The sequence below is a fragment of the Paenibacillus borealis genome (assembly GCF_000758665.1).
Taxonomy (GTDB): Bacteria; Bacillota; Bacilli; order Paenibacillales; family Paenibacillaceae; genus Paenibacillus_AQ; species Paenibacillus_AQ borealis.
In genome coordinates, this window is the sequence record NZ_CP009285.1 from 6,692,809 (window position 1) to 6,710,761 (window position 17,953).

Annotated in this window: 19 protein-coding genes; 11 read left to right on the forward strand and 8 right to left on the reverse strand. The window is 51.0% G+C overall.

Annotation, left to right across the window (positions count from 1 at the left end; translation table 11 throughout):
* Positions 1 to 138: 138 nt before the first annotated feature.
* Both PBOR_RS28285 and PBOR_RS28290 read left to right on the forward strand, forming a co-directional pair.
* Positions 139 to 684 carry a hypothetical protein gene (locus PBOR_RS28285; RefSeq protein WP_245647929.1) on the forward strand — a complete coding sequence of 182 codons (546 nt, stop codon included), beginning with the start codon at positions 139 to 141 and terminating at the stop codon, positions 682 to 684.
* 263 nt (positions 685 to 947) lie between these two features.
* Positions 948 to 1,133, forward strand: coding sequence for a hypothetical protein (locus tag PBOR_RS28290; RefSeq protein ID WP_039297739.1), 186 nt, complete (start codon positions 948 to 950; stop codon positions 1,131 to 1,133).
* Positions 1,134 to 1,240: 107 nt separating this feature from the next.
* On the opposite strand, the gene PBOR_RS28295 is transcribed toward PBOR_RS28290, so the two are convergent.
* The 4 genes from PBOR_RS28295 to PBOR_RS28310 all read right to left on the reverse strand — a co-directional run bounded on the left by PBOR_RS28295 (position 1,241) and on the right by PBOR_RS28310 (position 3,932).
* Positions 1,241 to 2,122, reverse strand: coding sequence for a DMT family transporter (locus tag PBOR_RS28295; RefSeq protein WP_042217186.1), 882 nt, complete (start codon positions 2,120 to 2,122; stop codon positions 1,241 to 1,243).
* Positions 2,123 to 2,162: 40 nt separating this feature from the next.
* Positions 2,163 to 3,023, reverse strand: a complete 861-nt coding sequence (locus PBOR_RS28300; RefSeq protein ID WP_042217187.1) for an alpha/beta fold hydrolase — start codon at positions 3,021 to 3,023, stop codon at positions 2,163 to 2,165.
* Between the two features lie 54 nt (positions 3,024 to 3,077).
* Positions 3,078 to 3,500 (reverse strand): MarR family winged helix-turn-helix transcriptional regulator, encoded by a 423-nt coding sequence (locus PBOR_RS28305; RefSeq protein WP_042217188.1) that lies wholly within the window; start codon positions 3,498 to 3,500, stop codon positions 3,078 to 3,080.
* Positions 3,501 to 3,569: 69 nt separating this feature from the next.
* The gene (locus tag PBOR_RS28310) at positions 3,570 to 3,932 is read right to left on the reverse strand and encodes a winged helix-turn-helix transcriptional regulator (RefSeq protein WP_042217189.1); all 363 of its coding nucleotides are present in this window, start codon (positions 3,930 to 3,932) and stop codon (positions 3,570 to 3,572) included.
* A gap of 198 nt (positions 3,933 to 4,130) precedes the next feature.
* Between PBOR_RS28310 and PBOR_RS28315 the strand changes: the two genes are divergently transcribed.
* Positions 4,131 to 4,661, forward strand: coding sequence for an NAD(P)H-dependent oxidoreductase (locus PBOR_RS28315; RefSeq protein WP_042217190.1), 531 nt, complete (start codon positions 4,131 to 4,133; stop codon positions 4,659 to 4,661).
* Between the two features lie 270 nt (positions 4,662 to 4,931).
* Here the strand turns inward: PBOR_RS28315 and PBOR_RS28320 are convergent, their stop codons facing one another.
* From PBOR_RS28320 to PBOR_RS28335, 4 genes are all read right to left on the reverse strand, one after another.
* Complete coding sequence (locus PBOR_RS28320; protein ID WP_042217191.1) at positions 4,932 to 5,339, reverse strand: hypothetical protein; 408 nt, start codon at positions 5,337 to 5,339, stop codon at positions 4,932 to 4,934.
* Positions 5,340 to 5,357: 18 nt separating this feature from the next.
* Positions 5,358 to 5,906: a hypothetical protein gene (locus PBOR_RS28325; RefSeq protein WP_157764155.1), complete on the reverse strand. Its 549-nt coding sequence runs from the start codon at positions 5,904 to 5,906 to the stop codon at positions 5,358 to 5,360.
* Positions 5,907 to 6,038: 132 nt separating this feature from the next.
* Positions 6,039 to 6,800, reverse strand: a complete 762-nt coding sequence (locus PBOR_RS28330; protein ID WP_042217193.1) for a SagB/ThcOx family dehydrogenase — start codon at positions 6,798 to 6,800, stop codon at positions 6,039 to 6,041.
* 166 nt (positions 6,801 to 6,966) lie between these two features.
* Positions 6,967 to 7,191 (reverse strand): helix-turn-helix domain-containing protein, encoded by a 225-nt coding sequence (locus tag PBOR_RS28335; RefSeq protein ID WP_019908812.1) that lies wholly within the window; start codon positions 7,189 to 7,191, stop codon positions 6,967 to 6,969.
* Positions 7,192 to 7,668: 477 nt separating this feature from the next.
* Between PBOR_RS28335 and PBOR_RS28340 the strand changes: the two genes are divergently transcribed.
* The 8 genes from PBOR_RS28340 to nagA all read left to right on the forward strand — a co-directional run bounded on the left by PBOR_RS28340 (position 7,669) and on the right by nagA (position 17,756).
* Positions 7,669 to 8,646, forward strand: a complete 978-nt coding sequence (locus PBOR_RS28340) for a LacI family DNA-binding transcriptional regulator (RefSeq protein ID WP_042217194.1) — start codon at positions 7,669 to 7,671, stop codon at positions 8,644 to 8,646.
* Positions 8,647 to 9,099: 453 nt separating this feature from the next.
* Positions 9,100 to 10,023: an iron uptake system protein EfeO gene (gene efeO / locus PBOR_RS28345; protein ID WP_042217195.1), complete on the forward strand. Its 924-nt coding sequence runs from the start codon at positions 9,100 to 9,102 to the stop codon at positions 10,021 to 10,023.
* Positions 10,024 to 10,028: 5 nt separating this feature from the next.
* Complete coding sequence (gene efeB, locus PBOR_RS28350) at positions 10,029 to 11,378, forward strand: iron uptake transporter deferrochelatase/peroxidase subunit (protein WP_081972222.1); 1,350 nt, start codon at positions 10,029 to 10,031, stop codon at positions 11,376 to 11,378.
* Complete coding sequence (locus PBOR_RS28355; RefSeq protein WP_042217197.1) at positions 11,375 to 11,563, forward strand: hypothetical protein; 189 nt, start codon at positions 11,375 to 11,377, stop codon at positions 11,561 to 11,563. The genes efeB and PBOR_RS28355 overlap by 4 nt, the downstream gene beginning before the upstream one ends.
* Positions 11,564 to 12,169: 606 nt before the next feature.
* Positions 12,170 to 13,993 (forward strand): FTR1 family iron permease, encoded by a 1,824-nt coding sequence (locus tag PBOR_RS28360; protein WP_081972223.1) that lies wholly within the window; start codon positions 12,170 to 12,172, stop codon positions 13,991 to 13,993.
* Between the two features lie 963 nt (positions 13,994 to 14,956).
* Positions 14,957 to 15,835, forward strand: a complete 879-nt coding sequence (locus PBOR_RS28370; RefSeq protein ID WP_042217199.1) for a MurR/RpiR family transcriptional regulator — start codon at positions 14,957 to 14,959, stop codon at positions 15,833 to 15,835.
* A complete protein-coding gene (nagB, locus tag PBOR_RS28375; protein WP_042220014.1) occupies positions 15,835 to 16,563 on the forward strand; it encodes a glucosamine-6-phosphate deaminase in 729 nt (242 codons plus the stop codon). Before PBOR_RS28370 ends, nagB begins: the two co-directional genes overlap by 1 nt.
* Positions 16,551 to 17,756, forward strand: a complete 1,206-nt coding sequence (nagA, locus tag PBOR_RS28380) for an N-acetylglucosamine-6-phosphate deacetylase (protein WP_042217200.1) — start codon at positions 16,551 to 16,553, stop codon at positions 17,754 to 17,756. Before nagB ends, nagA begins: the two co-directional genes overlap by 13 nt.
* Positions 17,757 to 17,953: the final 197 nt, after the last annotated feature.

The following is a 17,953-nucleotide window of genomic DNA, read 5'->3' on the forward strand; positions in this document are numbered from 1 at the left end:
TACGGGCCAGGCAGGGATGCAGCACTTAAGCTACTGTGCTCTTTTTCCTCGGCCTGTCCCTACGGCTTATGCTATAATAATTAAACATAATCCAAAGGGCCCGCTTCTGATGTAATCCATATTTGAGGAGCTGTGACGATGAGTGATACGATTTTGCAACAGATTCTTACGGAATTACAGGGAATGAAAACTGAAGTGACAGGCATAAAGTCTGAATTTACCGGCATCAAATCTGATATTAAAGACATGCGGTTAGAGCTAAGCGGGGTCAAGTCTGATCTGAGCGAGGTCAAGTCCGAGCTAGGATCGGTCAAGTCTGATCTGACCGAGGTTAAGTCTGAGCTGGGATCGGTTAAGTCTGATCTGAGCGAGGTCAAGTCTGAGCTGGGATCGGTCAAGTCTGATCTGAGCGAGGTCAAGTCTGAGCTGGGATCGGTCAAGTCTGAGCTGAGCGAGGTTAAGTCTGAGCTGGGCGTAATGAAGGCCGATATTGACAGCATCAAAGAAGATACGAAGCTGATCCCGCTGATCCAGCAGGCTGTATCCGAAGTCAATGCTGAAGTCATTGCAACCCGGGACACTCTTGAGCGGATAGACAAAACATTAACCGTACATGATGCTACACTGGACATGCTGGCCAGACGTTCTATTGATCAGGAAGCCGCATTGAAACGTATAAAATAAACTTTTTGCTGCAAGCGACCGCCATTTCCGGCAGTCGCTTTTTCTTTTGCCATTCTCCCTCGCCTTATGTCTCCCCCGTACGGACACACATCTCTTCACAAAGCACAAAACCTTTCTAATTCACACTTTGTACTCTTTTATTGTCTATTTCACACGGACACACCATTGATTTTCAACTGATCCGTGTTATAATGAAAGCGTAAACAAAAGTGATCGAAACCCTAATTTTCCATCGGATTTCATCGCCAAGGAGGATGAATGCAATGCTGGCAGGAATTAAGGAACTGAAGAATTGGGTAACCGGAATGTGGCAGCCTGGAATGGCTTCTGGAGAAGAAGACTACCGGAAAATGGAATACAGCGTAGAACGCCATCTGCACACACCGCAAACGCCAAGCCCGCTTACTTACGAACAGGAATCACGCATCAAGACCGTCAAATTCCATTAATCTAACCGGATGTATATAGATTGAACTATATTTCACAATCGACCCTCCACACTCAAACAAGGCCGCAAGCAACCGGATCATCCGGTTCATGCGGCCTTTTATTTATTTCATGTCCCCTTACGGTCCGTAGAGGCAAAATAAGTACCAGCAATCATAATGATGAGTGCAACAATAAACGATAAGGGCGGTAAATCGAAATACATAATCAGTGACAGCAGCACTCCTATAAACCGGGAAATAGCATAATAAGCGCTAGTCTTCGCCGCTCCAAGATACCGCTGTGCATATATGTACAAATAGATACTCAGTCCATAAGCAACAAATCCCAGCAGCAACGCAGCAAAGATATACCCGATACGATCTGCAGTTTCTCCGAGAATGAGTGAGATGATAAGTGAGCCTGACCCTGAACCGAACCCTTTGATCACTACAACCTGTAACGGGTCTTTGGCGGACAGCTTGGAGGTCAGATTATTCTCAAGTCCCCAGCAAACTGCTGCAAGCAGCACAAAGACTGAACCCCACGATAATGAGATACTGCCGAAATCCCCGACAGAAAGGATCATACTGGCTGCTGTAATGAGGATAATCGCCAGCCACAATCTCGAATTAATCGACTCCTTGAACAGCAGAAGGGCAATTAGTGCGGTTGCTACAATCTCAAAGTTATTGAGGAGTGAGACCGTTGCAGGTGTAGTCACCGTTAGTCCGATCATCAGGAGGATAGGAGCGGCGATATCCAAGACAACCATCCCGGCTGTAAAAGGCAGTTCCCGCCTGGTCAGCCGCATTTCGCTCCTCACTGCTTCTCTTCCGGAACGAAACCATCCGATAGCCGACATCCCAATGCCTGCACCCAGATATAACAGCGCAGCCATCATCGTTGGCGGAATTTCCTTAAGGAGCGCTTTCGATATCGGCGTACTAATTGCATACAGTGCAGCCGCCAGAATCGCCCAAAGGACCGCAGTTTTGGGTTTGGTATTCAATATAGTATCCCACCCTATATTTTAACGTATAGAACTATCTTCAACATTTACAGGTAGTATCCCCCCCTGGGGGGTCGAGTGTCAATCTTTTCAGCCACTCCAGAACAGTCCCCGCAGCTTCCAGATACCGCTGTCCTACGAGCAGACCGGTATGCGTGGTGTTCCACAGGCCTTTATATTCCGCATGGAAATGCTCTGCGTTGACTCTGCCGCGGCCGTCGTCCTCCTCACTGTTAACAGCATGGATAACCAGACAAGGGCACGTAATGGAGCGGCTGTCTACCCGGATTCCCTCTGCACCATAATGAAAAGAAAAAGCGCTAAACGCCTTGGCAGATTCCATAGTCAGGTACTTTCTTTGAAAAGCTACATCCTCTGCCGATTCATCTATGCTCACAAGCTCCTCACGAACCGGGGAAGGCACTACGAGGCCGGGCTGTGTCCGGACTATGTCCCGGTAAGGCACCCGGTCATGAACCTCCTTACTAATACTTGAATCAATCAGCACGAGCCCGGCCAGCTCTGCTGTTTCCGCCAGCTTCTGGCTCAGAATCCCGCCCATGCTGAACCCGATCACAATAGGCGGAGCCCCGCACTCAGCGATAATCTCCCTTATATCCTCCAGATAATCTGCGAAACTGATCTCCGTCATATCCAGCACCCGGCTTCTGTAATGGCTTCTCAGATTCATGACATAACAGGTCCAGCCTTCACGGATAAAATGGGGAATGTATTTGCTCCACATCCAGCTTCCGGTAAAGGCACCATGCACGAATAGCAAAGGGGGCCGGAGGCCGGCGTCTTCCGGGAGTTTCTCCCCCACGAATATCTGCAGATACAGATCGTTCTCTCCGATGTATTTCTCCGTATGCTGCGGCAATTCTTTCGTGTAATCTCTCACAAGTATTTCCTCCTTCGAGTTATAGTTTGATATCAAACTATTTGGCATATTTTTTTAGAAGTTGTTATTAATTTTGATTAAAATGCCCAGCAGCGCTTCCTTCTCCTGTTCGGTGACATTAAGGTAAAACTGCTCCAGCATGTCTGCGGATATCGCCTCAAAAACCGTTTCCAGCTCCCTCCCCTTCCCCGTCAGGGCAACATACACAAACCTGCTGTCCTCCTTCTCCCTTTCCTTCGTCACCATGCCAAGCCGGACCAGCTTATCTACCAGCGCCGTGACTGTCGATTTATCCTTATTAATTCTGGCGGAGATCTCTGCCATTGTAAGCCTGGGCTTCTGCAGCAGCGCATAAATAATGTCCCCATGAGAGGTGCCGATACCTTCCAGCCCCTGCTTCACCATCTCTTGGACAATGAACCGGTTAACCTTCTCTCTGATTTTGGAGATCAGCGAAATCACATCTCTAGTTTCCATACAGAAATTATAGTTTGATATCAAACTATTGTCAATTGGGGGCATTCTATGTAGCGATGCAACGCAGGTTTACTCATCGTTCGGATTATTTTCCAGCAACATTACTTCTTCACCCTGCTGCTGTCTGATTGCAATATTGGCTCTGCCCCAGGAACACATTACGTCAATAATTCCATTGGCTGTGGTTCCATATTCCGTTATATAATATTCAACTTTGGGCGGCATTTGATTATAGACCTGTCTGCCGATCATTCCGTCCCTTTCAAGTTCGCGGAGCTGCTGGATCAGAACCTTTTGCGAGATGCCCGGGATACTGCGCTGTAATTCACTTGTCCGTTTCTTACCCGACATTAGATTACATATGATTAACGCTTTCCACTTTCCTCCGAGAATTTCAAGCGTTGCTTCTATGCCTAAATAATATTCTTTCATACCTGCCACCTCATCACACCCTAATTAATTTAGCCTATCTTATCTTATGATTTCTATCATGCCATATAACGATCCGGAGTCCAATGCACACTTTGAGGTAACCATGTTACTTTATTGTGTGTATTTACATTTTTACAGGCATCCAAAATAATATAAACAGCTGCACAAAGCCAATATCCGCCGGAAAGGTGATTAAATATGAAAACCCTTGTGATCCTAGCACACCCTAATATTGAGAATTCAAGAGTAAATAAAAGATGGAAACAGGAGCTGCTGCAGCATCCAGAGGAAGTTACGGTCCATGAGCTTTACAAGGAGTATCCGGACTGGAGCATTGATGTTCAGAAAGAGCAACGTTTACTCGAAGCACACAGCCATATTATTTTTCAATTTCCTTTATATTGGTATAGCTACCCGCCTTTACTGAAAAAGTGGCTGGACGATGTATTCACTCACGGCTGGGCGTACGGTTCAAACGGGAATAAGCTGAATGGGAAAAAGCTGGGGATCGCTATGTCCATTGGGGATAAGCAAGAAAATTACCAGCCGGCCGGCTCCGTTTCTTTTACTGTAGATGAGGTTATAGCACCGTTTAAAGCCAGCGCAATCCATGTGGGCGCGATCGCATCACCCTATTTCGCCGTCTTCGGAGCTTCCTTTCAGGCGAGTGATGAAGTAATCAACCAGAGTGCAGCTGACTATCTTCAATATATTATTGAGAATCGATAAGGGCTCACAAACCTCCCTTATTCCTTTTGAAAATCCTGCACAAAATACAACATTTCCCCACTCATCTCGGCCATAATCCAAAAATGTTGTACAAAAGGCAGGATTTCTCTTCCTCCGGGCGGCTTAACCGGACAATTCTTGCATTTTATACAACAATCCTATTAAATACACGGATATCTAGGCCTCAGAGTTGCAATATGTACAACATTAATGGAAATACGGTGTGAAAATAACATATCTGCAATGCCCTGATTACCTTTATGAGAACGTCTAACCAATAATCCAATCGATTTCCTCAATAGCAATGACTTCAATGTCATCGCAATAGAACTTAAATCGGTCCTCATTCTCAAAATCCCTGACAAGATATTTAACCGAATCCCAGCCCCTATCCGAAATATTCAAAATCTCAAACCAGCTTAACTGGATTACTGTTCCGGTGGCAGATAGTTGAAGACTCCCCACCTTTTTGAAATGAATGCTGACTTTATATGTTGGTTTATCCCCTTTAGGCATTAAAACAAAGTTGATCATCAGCATCGGAGTATTGTATTCATCGAACAACTGCACCGTATCCACTTCAACCCAATATCTGAAATCCGTAATGAACTTCAGATCATTAAGAGTAAAGTCATTTACTTTGGCGGTAATTAGATCCAGATTTTTAATATTTGGCATAGTTTATCAGCTCCAATATCACTTAATAAACGGCTTATATTCATTTTGTAATGATAGTCTGGTCTCCTCGTGAGTCGGAACTTCTAAAAGCTCCACATTACAAATCTCCATATGTAAAAAATCCTTAGCAAGTATTCTCACACTCATTTTGAGCTGATCAATGTCCCAAGATCTTGATAACTTAGACCACATTTCGATGTAAACGGGTTTATGGCCATTCTCATTTATGGGGGCAAAGTGACTCACTTGATCTGAAACATCCTCTACATTTCTTGGATAAATGTAACTATAATGAATAACTTTCTGACTATTTAAAAAGTTTTCAATTTCCTCACAGTAATTTTTATCTTCTGTTTTATCTAGTTCATGATCCAATAGATACCTCAGGGATGTTTCCGTTGTAAGCTCAAAATAACCCAGGAAATTTCTAAGCTCTTTATCAGAATAGAGAGTGATTTCATCGTTACAGCTTGTAGGACAGAATCCATAAACCCCATACCAAAAGAGCCAATGCCGAACTTTAACATATACAGTCGATATAATAGTGCCTCCCTTTTGTTTTTCCAATTCTTGTTTTAGTATATAAAAACACAACCAATTTAAACAACAATAACCCTCCCTCACCCCAAAAGGTAAAAGGAAGGTTTAACGCTCGCCTCAGAAGATGTCAGCTATACTTTCAATTTCCCACCAAGGCTCCTACTCCCGCTTCTTCCCCACTGCGCCAAGATAGATAACAAATTCCTCATCACCGTCTAACTCCAATACCTCATCAATTAGCTTCTGATCATAGATGCCAATGGCGCAGGCACCTGCACCGATGGATTCACTGGCTAAATAGAGGTTCTGGCAGACATGTCCTACATCGATGAGGATTTTTTTGTGGGCAGAAATATCATACTTCCATTCGGAGCGGTAGGGCGTGGTACTCCAGGCAAACAGCACAGAAGCTTTGCGGGCAAAGTTAGGGACAAAGGGCTGATCCAAAGTAATCGCATCAATCTTCTGTTCAAGCTGATCTAATTCAAACATAAACAAGAGCTTATGCTCCACTGGAAGGTATCTGTAGATCCCCTGCCGAACGCCCTCTACCCGCATAATCATTAAATAGGTTTCCAAGGTGTGTGTCGCCCCACTGCAGGGCACGGTCCGCAGCGTAAGCCCGTTCTTGCTTATCCCGGTAATCCCTTGGGTAGCCCATAATAAATAGGACAACTCCTCCAGACTCAAAGTGTCGGCAGAATAGAAGCGTGTACTTCTTCTTTGCTCAATACAATCAAATATACTCCCTTTTCTTACCACATTTTTGCTGGCCTTCGGCAGATCAATAATTGGTGATTTTGAATCAAAAGACTTAACAATTGGCGGCTGGGCAATTCCCTTAATCTTATCTGTTTTGATATGCTTGAATTCATGAAAATTAGATTTCAGAAAGTTTCTTTGCTGTTCATATCTGGTCATAACAGATCCCCCCGGATTTACTTGATAGCTTTAATTTACCACTCCGGCAAAAATAGATTGTGATTTCATTCACTTTTCACATTACAAAAATTCAAGCAACAAAAAACCTCCCCTCACCCCGAAGGATAAGAGAAGGCTTAAACGCATCACCTCTGAAGCACGGCAGCTATATTTTCAGCTCCCCAAGCTTGATCAGCTCGACAACCGCTTGCGAACGGCCTTTTACGTTTAATTTTTGCATGACGTTGGAAATGTGGTTGCGGACGGTTTTTTCGCTAATGAATAACAGTCCTGCAATATCCCGTGTAGTTTTGTCCTGCACTAGAAGCTCGAATACTTCGCGCTCACGATGCGTCAACAGAAATTTGCTATGATGTTCGTTCCCTTTCAATGGTGTCACCCCTCCTTGCTCTGGGTTTGTTTGGTATAACAAGGTAAAGGGATACAGTCAAACCATACTATGTAGGGTGGCAGTTAATGGTGCTGTTGCAGCATTAATTTGGGCGGGGACAAATGTGGAGCGTGGACAAACCTGGCGCTCCTCACCGGGGCGTACAAAAAACGGCTGCAGCTCCTTGGGCGTTAAGGCGGCATCCGTTTGGGCAAAGTCTATAGAAAACACGCTGCTAAGTAATGCTTAGGCAAAAAAATGTTGCTGGAACTCCGTCCGCCCGCAGCGTGAAGCCGCAAACTTTACCGGTCCGTCACGCCCTTTCGGTCACGCCGGCTTAATCCGGTAAGGCTGCTAACAACCCCAGTGTAATTTATGAAATGGATTCCATAGCAAGCTTTTTTATATGCGAAAATGTGAAAATTTCTATGGTAAAATAAAACCATTCCAATTCTGACTCGGGGGGCAGCATACGCCATGGCTAATATTAAAGAAATCGCCCGGATTGCCGGAGTTTCCGTAACGACCGTCTCGCGGGTGCTGAATAATCATCCTTATGTCAGCAAAGACAAAAGAGCCGCCGTCCTCGATACGATTGAGCAGTTAAACTACACCCGAAATATGAATGCCGTCCATCTGATTACCGGCCGTACCGGAGCAGTGGCGGTGATTCTTCCGTATATTAATGCTTTTTATTTCTCCATTATTATGAATGGCCTTGCTCATGAGGCACTGCTCGCGCAATACCGGCTGATTCTGTGCCAGAGCAATTATTTAGCAGAAGAAGAGATTAAAGTTCTGGAGATGCTGCGCAACAAAGAAATCGACGGTGTGGTCATTGTATCGACTGCACTGAAGCCGGAAGTCATTGAAGAGTATACCGCATACGGTCCGGTTGTAACCTGCCAGGACAGCGGGCAGCGCCGCTATTCCTCTGTATATATTGAGCATTATGCGGCTTTCCGGCAGGGGCTGCAGTACTTGACGGGCAAAGGCTACCGCTCCATCGGCTATTGCGAAGGCAGGCAGAACGGCAGCAGCGCCTCCATCCGGCAGACTGCTTTTCGCGAATTCATTGCTGAGCACAAGCTGGATTTTCAGGAGGAATGGATGATCTACGACTGCACTACGGAGGAAGACGGGGCGGCCGTGGCACGCTCGCTGCTGGAGATGCCGGAGCGGCCTGAAGCCATGATTATTACCGGAGATCATGTTGCAGCCGGACTGATAATTGAGGCGCGCAAAGCGGGTCTCAGCATCCCCGGAGATCTCGCGGTCATGGGCTTCGATAACCAGCCGATCGGCCGTCTGCTCGAGATCACCACCATAGATAACCACTTGTATGAGATGGGAGCATCCGCCTTCCGTATCATTCATGAACAGATTAGCTCAGACAATCCTGACCCGGTCTACCGTAAGCTGGATTACCGGATTATTGAGCGGTCTACGGTATAGAATCAGATGAGCTGGCCGAGCCAAGGGACTTCAGGAGTTTCCGTGATTACACAATGTTGTACGCAGTGCAACTCCGGTTCATGAATACCCGGGTGTCCGGGAGGAATGTTGTACGGAATACAGGAATTCCCCCTATCATCTGCTGGAACAAGAGGAATTGCTGCCTTTTTTACAACAATTCTTGATTTGGGCCGTTGTTATGAGTAGATTGTTGTATTCTGTGCAGGAATCAAGTAGAAACAGTAACGTTGTCCGTTTAAAGGACGGTACCGTTTTAAAATTAACGAACTGCGTCTTCCGCCTGCCGGGAGGCTTTTTTGTGTTTTATTTGTGCGAGTCAGCATGGATATGATAATTATCACATTTTTATTGACAGGTACTGGAGGGAGATTTATGATAGGTCCATCATTGATAACGATTATCATTTACATAAAAAAAGGGGTGTCCAACAGAATGAAGATAGGTTATGCAGTGCCCGCGGGTTTGCTTGCGGCTTCACTCCTGTTTGCCGGCTGTGCAAGCAATGACAACAATAATAATGGCAACAACGGCAATAACAGCAATACCTCCGGGAATAATGCTGCAGCCCAGACGGGTAATGGGGCAACCAGCTCACCATCTGCAACTGCAGATTCAACTGCTGCCACTACGGCGGATTTCACCACAGCCATCGATGAGTACCGGAAATATGTAATTGAACAATGCGACGAATTCGTGAAACAGACCGAAGGCTTCACCGATGCGGTGAAAGCAGGCAAGCTTGAAGATGCCAAAGCGCTGTATGCTCCGGCACGCATGTATTATGAACGGATTGAACCCATCGCTGAAGCGCTCGGAGATCTGGACCCGAACATTGATGCCCGTGAGAACGATGTTGACGCTGCCGACTGGCGCGGCTTCCATAAGATTGAACAAGCCCTTTGGCAGAACAATACTACGGATGGCATGACCGATGTTGCGGACCGTTTACTAAAAGATGCGCAGCTGCTGCGCGCCAAGGTGGAAACCGCTGAGATTGATGCCAATCTGCTCGTTACCGGAGCTGTAGAACTGCTGAATGAAGTATCGTCCTCCAAAGTAACCGGTGAAGAGGAACGTTACTCGCACACGGATTTGTATGATTTTGTCGCCAATGTGGAAGGTGCCCAGAAGATCTATGAGCTGCTGAAACCCGAGCTGGCCAAAAAAGATCCTGCCCTCGAGCAAACGATTGGTGAACGGTTCACTGCACTGCTGAATGAGCTGGCGCCGTTCAAATCCGGTGACGGCTACGTTTCCTACGAAACGTTGAAAGAGGATGAGGTCCGCAAGCTTAGCCAGAATCTGGACGCCTTAGCTGAGCCTCTATCCAACATGGGAACTATTCTGGGAGTGTGACCGGTATGAAGAAGAAAGACAAGCCTTCCTGGGGAAACGCCGGTACGGAGAACGAACTGCCAAAGGAAGATTCCAAGGAACAGCTATTATTCGATAAAAAACTAAGCCGCCGCGATATGTTGCGGCTTACAGGCGCCTCCAGCCTCGGGCTTCTGCTCGGCGGCGGCGGGATGGGCGGCATTCTGGCGGCACGCAAAGCCGCAGGGCAGGCGGGCCAGGCAGGCGCTTCCCCGCAACACACGGGAACAGACATTATTCCATTCTACGGGAATCATCAGGCGGGAATCACTACACCTGCGCAGAATTTCCTGTGCTTCGCTGCGTTTGACCTGACGACAACCAAGCTCAGTGACGTCCAGAAACTGCTGGAAGCCTGGACTGCAGCGGCCGCTGCCCTTACTTCCGGTACGCTGATCGGCAGCGTGAACGACAATCCCAATCTTCCGCCAGCCGACACTGGTGAGGCAGATGGCCTTACTCCTTCCAAATGCACGCTTACCTTCGGTGCGGGTCCTGCCTTCTTTGACGACAGGTTCGGACTGGCTGCTAAGCGGCCCGCCTCCTTCTCCGATCTCCCGGCATTTACGGGAGACAGCCTGGAGCCCCAGTGGTGTGGCGGCGACCTCTGTGTGCAGGCCTGCGCTGACGATCTGCAGGTGGCGTTCCATGCCATCCGCAATCTGGCCCGCATCGCCCGGGGCACGGCGGTGCTGCGCTGGACGCAGGAGGGCTTCCAGCGCACCGGCAGCGCCGATCCGGCAGGCGGCACACCCCGTAATCTGCTCGGCTTCAAGGACGGCACGGGCAATCCCGACGTCACTGATGAAGCCGAGATGCGAAGTGTCGTCTGGAGCGGAAGCGCCGATGGCCCCGCCTGGATGAACGGCGGCACGTATCTCGCTCTGCGCCGGGTACGCTTTCGCATTGAGGTCTGGGACCGCTCTACCCTGAGCGATCAGGAAGCAACGTTCGGGCGGCACCGGCAGAGCGGCGCCCCGATCGGCGCCCGGGATGAGTTCGCTGAGCTGAATCTCGAAGCGGCTGATGCCAGCGGCAAGCCTGTCATCCCGCCGGATTCCCATTCGGCCCTCGCCCACGGGGACGGCTCGGTCAAAATGCTGCGCCGCTCCTACTCCTATTCCAGCGGCATGGATCTCAAGACCGGACAGCTGGATGCAGGACTGGTATTCATCAGCTTCCAGAAGGACCTGATGAAGCAGTTCGTGAGCATCCAGCAGCGCCTCTCGAAGAATGACCGGCTGAATGAATATATGGTCCATACCGGCAGCGCCGTATTCGCCTGCTTCCCCGGTGTACGGGAAGGCGGATATATTGGAGAGACGCTGCTGGGGTGACGTACTTTGGAAGCATTGCCCGGATTCAGCGTGAGGAATTGACGCTGAAATTTGGCGCCGGATACATCCGGGTGCCAAAGGTTGTTCAGCGTGACCAGAATCAGCGGGATGAACGAGATGTGGGACGAACGAGATGTGGGACGAACGATCAAGAACAAATAATCCGGAGCAGACTGGAGATTTGAGAACAGGATGTGGGACGGGGAAATTGCAGGATGAACGAGATGTGGGACGAACGTCACGAACAAATAATCCGGAGCAGACTGGAGATCTGTGAACAGGATGTGTGTTTCGGAAATTGCAGGATGAACGAGATGTGGGACAAACGATCACGAACAAATAATCCGGAGCAGACAGGAGATTTCAGAACAGGATGTGTGTCGCGGAAATCGCGGAAAGAAACGGAGCAGCGGCGGGATTGAGTAAATGGAGGGGCGGCTGGCAACTGGCGCGGCGGCAAACGGAATCAGGCAAAATGTTGTATGGAATACAACCCGAATACCGAGTTTCCTGCCTATTTGGACGGATTGTTGTATGAAATACAACAATCGCTTCGTTTACCAGCCTGGAACCGGTGGAATGCTGCATTTCATACAACAATTTTAGTTTAGGGGCAATATTTTAAAAGAAATGTTGTATTTCGTGCAGGATTGTTGGCCGAGAATCAGGAGCAACAACTGCTGCCGCCCCGAAGTCCCAATGTTCACTGCAGTGACAACCACGCTTCACACGCAACACTTAAGTCCGCCTTCTATAGAAGAAAGATAATAGCATGCTTATTCGCGAAGGGAATGATCCCGATGATCATAACGGTTAAAATCAGTCCATGGCGGCAGATCAGGGCAGCGCTGCTGCTGATCTGCCTGCTTCTGCTGCTGCCCGGCGCGCCGGCTTCTGCGTCAGGCGCGCCGCTGGATGAGCTGCTGCCGCCCGTAGGCAGCGCGCTTGTAGAGGCCGGCCAGAGCCGCTGGGATGCGGCGGCAGCCGATGTGGAATCGTTCGCGGTGCTGTGGCGCAGCGCGAACGAAAGCACGCCGGACCCGGCACTTGCCGGTCCGGCAGCAGAGGTCGACGCCGCGCTGGCAGCCGCGGCGCAGGCCCTTGCGGCCGGCGGCGGAGCGCACGCCAAGGCCGCCCTGTCCACGCTCGCCAGAAGCGTGGACGCGTACGTCACCGCCGCTGCAGGCGGAGGCGGCGGTGACACAGGCGCCGCCGGGCGCGCAGCGGCGGCGAAGCTGCTGCCCGCGGCGGAGCGCACGCGGGATGCGGCGCGCAGCGCCGACTGGACGGCGGCGGCGGAAGCCTACCGCGCCGTCGTGAACGGCTGGACGCCGGCGGAGCGCGGCATCCGCGGGGACAATCCCGCCGTCTACGGCCTGCTGGAGACGAAGATGAGCCTGCTGCGCATTGCGCTGCAGGCCGAGCCGCTCCGCGAAGAAGCTGCGCTGGCGGAAGCCGAGGCGCTGGTTACGCTGCTGTCCGGTTATAGCGAGGGCAAGGCGGTCGATACCGGTACCGCGACGGCGGAGCCCGCCTCCATTGAAGGGCTGATCAGCTACCTGAACAAAGCTTCAGCCTCTGCCGAAGCCGGAGACAGCCCGGCGGCAGCTGAGGTAATGGAGCAATTCATCACAGCCTGGCCTTCGGCAGAAGGCGCTGTGCAGCTTGCCTCGCCTAAGGTCTATGCCAACATTGAGAATGAAAGCACCGCCGTCACCGGCTATCTGCTCTCCGATCCTCCGAAGCTTGCCGAAGCACAGGAGATCATGGACAATATGCTCACCGAGCTGACTCCGCTGGCCGGAGAACAGACGTATACTGCGTGGGATGCGGCACTGATTCTGCTGCGTGAGGGACTGGAGGCGATTCTTGTGCTCGCCGCTCTGCTCGCTTATCTGCGCAGAGAAGCAGAACCCGCAGCCCGGCGCTGGGTCTGGTCCGGGGCTGCGGCGGGGCTGGCCGGAAGCATCGGCCTCGCCGTGTTGCTGACCTATACCATCTCGCAGGCAGCCTCCGGGGGAGCACGTGAGCTGATCGAAGGTATTGCCGGGCTGGTCGCCGTGGTCATGATGCTCACCGTTGGCCGCTGGCTGCACGGCAAATCCAGTACGGCTGCATGGAATAAGTATGTGGACCGCCAGATGCAGGGTGCGCTTGCCAAGGGCAATCTATGGTATCTGTTCTTCATCGCTGCACTTGCGGTCTTGCGGGAAGGAGCGGAAACAACCATCTTCTATGCAGGCATGGCACCTGCTATCGCCACTTCCCGGCTGCTGCTGGGAATAGGCGGTGCACTTGCAGTATTGATCGTTCTGGGCTACGCAATCATTGCCCTGAGCGCCAGACTGCCGGTTGCCGCCTTCTTCCGCACCGCCACAGTGCTGATCTATTATCTCGTATTCCGGTTCCTCGGCGAGAGCATCCATGCACTCCAAGTGGCCGGCAAAATACCGGCACATGCGGAGAGCAGCCTCCCCTCTATCGGCTGGCTCGGCTTGTATCCGACCTGGGAGACCTTTGTGCCGCAGCTGCTCATTCTCGCTTTCATCCTCTGGGAGCTGCTGCGCGGCAGACAACCTTCCAGCAAAACGCGCACAACCCGATTAACCAAATAAACACACTAATTAGAAAAGCCGCAATCTGCGTGAGTGACCTCAAGCACGCAGATTGCGGCTTTTGATTTTCCGGTTTGCCCCATCCGCCGCAATTGTTAGCACAAACGTACATTCAGCCTCCCCTCACTGTTGCCCTCTGCCTGCAAAGGAGAATTAAGTGGAAAAACGTCATCTAATATTAGAATAAATCCTGTTTGCAGCATCACAGTTGGAATAACAACACTTAATTTTACTCAAATAGCAAACGACGAGGATAGGGGTAGAATTAATTAACATAAATCCAATTAAATTCAACAAAAGAGCAGAAGCAGACTGGTTTAAATGACGATTATCCAACTAATTTCCCGGCGGGCGGGCGTGTCCCCAGCAGACGCATTTCCGATCGGCACATTTCTAGCCGGCGCCCCTCCGATCAGCGCATCTCCAGCATTCGCCTTCAGAAGGCCCCTTTCCAGCAGACGCCCCTCCGGCAAGCAACTCTACCACTAGGTACTCCACGGCAGGTGCATTTCTGATCTGCACGTTCCCAGCAGGCGTGTCTCCAGCAAGCGCATCTCCCGCAGACCCCTCTCCAGCAAACGCCCCTCCGGCAAGCAACTCTACCACTAGGTACGCCACGGCAGGTGCATTTCCGATCGGCACGTTCCCCAGCAGGCGCGTCTCCGTCAAACGCATCTCCCGCAGGCGCGCTTCTCGCTGGAGCGTCCCCGGCTGGCACCTCTCCAGCAGACGCGCCTCAGGCTAGCGTATTTCTGCGCACTTAGGGCAAACTCACTATTGCATCCTTGGGCGATTTGATTTATTCTAAACATGAAAATAATTTTCTTAATTATCAACATATTAACTAAAATAATTTCAGAACACTATTTCGAGTCTGCTTCCCATCCATTCGACAATCATAGTAAGCAGCGTCACCCTAAACACAAACAACCTGTATGATTTCAAAGAAAAGAAGGTGAGTACTTGTCTCCAATCCTGCATGCCCTGGAGCATGACAAGCCCAAGCTGTCACAAATGGAGCGCAAGCTGGCGGAACGTATCCTGGCTTCCCCGGGAGAGATCGTCCATATGGGTATTACGGATCTTGCCGAAGAGTGCGGCATCAGCCCGGCAACCATTACGCGGTTCTGCAAGGTGCTGCATTTCAAAGGTTTCCCTGATTTCAAAGTCAAGCTGGCGGCTGAGCTCGCCCATAGCGACGCTTCGCCGCAGGACGGCGGCTCCTCTTACCAGGATATCGTAGCCGGCAATCCGCTGCCGTTCATTGTCGAGGCGATGCAGGCTAATCATCTGGCCTCCATCCGGGATACCACCTCGCTGCTTGATCTCGGACGGCTGCAGAGCGTGATCGATCTGCTCTGCCGGGCACGGCGGGTCGATCTGTACGGGATGGCAACCTCATCCATTGTCGCCCAGGATTTCTATCAGAAGCTGATCCGCATCGGCGTGAACTGCACTGCTTTTGCCGATTCGCATATGCAGATTACTTCCGCTTCTTCGCTCGCTGCCGGTGATGTCGCGTTTGCAGTCTCTTATTCGGGTGAAACCCCGGAGACGATCGATGCGTTAACCTGTGCTGCGGCAAGCGGCGCGGCCACGGTCTCATTAACCTCATATGGAAGCAGCACACTGGCAACACTGGCCGATATCCCGCTGTTCTCATCCTCACTTGAGCAGGGCATGCGGCGCGGCGACATGGCCTCAAGAATTGCCCAGCTGCATATCATTGACATCCTGTTCACCGGCATGGTCAGCACCCGGTTCGGGGATTTCATTCCCAAGCTGGAGCAGTCTTATCTGAATGTACAACACTACCGTCATAAACGGGGAGGACAATCGTAATGAATATTTTGAAATTCCAGAACGAAGAAGATTTCGCAGTAACCGGGGCGAACCTGATTGCCAGCCTGCTGCAGAGCAATCCCAAAGCCGTGCTGGGTCTGGCTACCGGAAGCTCTCCTGTCGGCGTGTACGGGAAGCTGGTGGAAATGCACCGCAAGGGCATCGTCAGCTTCGCCAAAGCGTCTTCCTATAACCTGGATGAATATGTCGGCCTACCGGTCGATCATCCGCAGAGCTACCGCAGCTTCATGAATGAGCATCTGTTCAACCATATCGATATTGACCTGGCCCGTACCCATGTCCCGAACGGGAATGCTCCGGATCTGGATGCCGAATGTCTGGCTTATGACCGGATGCTGGAGGATAACGGTCCTGTGGATCTGCAGATTCTCGGCATCGGCAGCAATGGCCATATCGGCTTCAATGAGCCGGATGCCAGCCTCAGCAGTGGGACGCATGTCGTTGACCTGCTGGAGGAAACGCTGGAAGCCAACGCCCGCTTCTTCGATAAGCTCGAGGATGTGCCGCGGCAGGCCGTAACGATGGGCATCGGAGGTATTCTCAAAGCCAAGCAGATTGTGCTGCTGGTACGCGGGGAAGAGAAAGCGGAAGCGGTAAAAAATGCGCTGGAGGGTCCAATTACGACCCAATGTCCTGCCTCGCTGCTGCAGAGCCATCCGAATGTTGTGGTCCTGCTTGATGAAGGAGCAGCAAAATGGCTGAAATAAATAGCTCAACCGGGGAACTGCTGTACGGCAAAGTACTTACTCCTGAGGGGGTCATCCAAAAGGGTGTAATTGCCGTTTCGGAAGGCCTGATCCAATATGCCGGAGAGGCCGCCTGGCTTCCGGCAGCTTATGCTAATTGGAAGGCGGGGACTTCATCTGAGCCGGAAGGACTGCTGATTCCCGGATTTGTTGATGTGCATGTGCATGGTGGAGCCGGTTACGATTTCATGTACAGCGATGCCGATTCTCTGAACACCATTACCCGCTTCCATGCTTCACAAGGCACAACGTCTATGCTGGCCACGACAATGACCGCTGCCAAGGCTGACATCGACCGTGTACTGTCGGAAGTGGATGCTTATCGTAATGCTGACGGCGGCATGCCTTATGCCCAGCTGGCAGGCGTGCATCTGGAAGGCCCGTTCATCAGCCCGAAATGGCCCGGAGCCCAGAATCCCGAACATATTGTTCCGGCGAATATATTATGGCTGGAGGAATGGGAGGGCCGTTATCCGGGGATGATCCGCCAGGTTACACTGGCCCCGGAACGCGAAGGGGCACAGGATGCCATCCAGTGGCTGCGTAAGCACGGGATTACGGCAGCTCTCGGCCATACGGATGCCTCGTTCGAAGAGGTTATTGCCGCTGCAGATGCCGGCCTAAACCAGGCTGTGCACATGTTCAATGCCATGACGCCGCTGCATCACCGCAAGCCGGGAACCGCAGGTGCTGTCCTATTCGATCCGCGGATCCGTGCGGAGGTTATTGCTGACGGCATTCATGTTCATCCGGCAGCAATCAGCATTATTACCCGGCTCAAGAACGAACACAATCTGCTGCTGATCACAGACGCCATGTCAGCAACCGGACTCAGCGACGGAGAATACGCCATCGGCGATTTGCCCGTTATTGTGAGCGGCGGAATCGCTACGCTGAAGGAGCATCCCGAATCTCTGGCCGGCAGTACATTGACCATGATCCGCGGCTTCCGCTACCTGGTTCAGGAGGTCGGCCTCAGCCTGCAGGAAGCCTCGCAGGCAGCCAGCCTTACCCCGGCGGTGTCGCTTGGCATGCAGCGGTCTATCGGGTCGCTGGAGGCAGGCAAACGCGGCGACATCCTGCTGCTGGATGGTGAGCTGAATCTCCGCGGAGTATGGATTGGCGGACGCAAGCTGGAGGCTGAAATAGGTTAGACTATGAGTTGTCTGCTGCTCCCCTGATCCATTCTATATATGTATAAGCAAGCCAAGCAGCCATTCGGCCCGGATCCGGGAGCAGTGGCTGCTTGGCTCTTTGTGCAGGTGCATTCCTGTACTGTGCTGTGCCCTCATGCTGAATAAGCTTCATATTCCTCTGGAATACTAGCCTAATTAAGACAGGGCAGCTTACT

Bases quoted from the DNA above. Each gene is read 5' to 3' on its own strand.
- PBOR_RS28285 (WP_245647929.1), top strand. From the start codon at position 139: ATGAGTGATACGATTTTGCAACAGATTCTTACGGAATTACAGGGAATG.
- PBOR_RS28290 (WP_039297739.1), top strand. From the start codon at position 948: ATGCTGGCAGGAATTAAGGAACTGAAGAATTGGGTAACCGGAATGTGG.
- PBOR_RS28305 (WP_042217188.1), bottom strand. From the start codon at position 3,500: ATGGAAACTAGAGATGTGATTTCGCTGATCTCCAAAATCAGAGAGAAG.
- PBOR_RS28310 (WP_042217189.1), bottom strand. From the start codon at position 3,932: ATGAAAGAATATTATTTAGGCATAGAAGCAACGCTTGAAATTCTCGGA.
- PBOR_RS28315 (WP_042217190.1), top strand. From the start codon at position 4,131: ATGAAAACCCTTGTGATCCTAGCACACCCTAATATTGAGAATTCAAGA.
- PBOR_RS28320 (WP_042217191.1), bottom strand. From the start codon at position 5,339: ATGCCAAATATTAAAAATCTGGATCTAATTACCGCCAAAGTAAATGAC.
- PBOR_RS28330 (WP_042217193.1), bottom strand. From the start codon at position 6,800: ATGACCAGATATGAACAGCAAAGAAACTTTCTGAAATCTAATTTTCAT.
- PBOR_RS28340 (WP_042217194.1), top strand. From the start codon at position 7,669: ATGGCTAATATTAAAGAAATCGCCCGGATTGCCGGAGTTTCCGTAACG.
- efeO (WP_042217195.1), top strand. From the start codon at position 9,100: ATGAAGATAGGTTATGCAGTGCCCGCGGGTTTGCTTGCGGCTTCACTC.
- efeB (WP_081972222.1), top strand. From the start codon at position 10,029: ATGAAGAAGAAAGACAAGCCTTCCTGGGGAAACGCCGGTACGGAGAAC.
- PBOR_RS28360 (WP_081972223.1), top strand. From the start codon at position 12,170: ATGATCCCGATGATCATAACGGTTAAAATCAGTCCATGGCGGCAGATC.
- nagB (WP_042220014.1), top strand. From the start codon at position 15,835: ATGAATATTTTGAAATTCCAGAACGAAGAAGATTTCGCAGTAACCGGG.
- nagA (WP_042217200.1), top strand. From the start codon at position 16,551: ATGGCTGAAATAAATAGCTCAACCGGGGAACTGCTGTACGGCAAAGTA.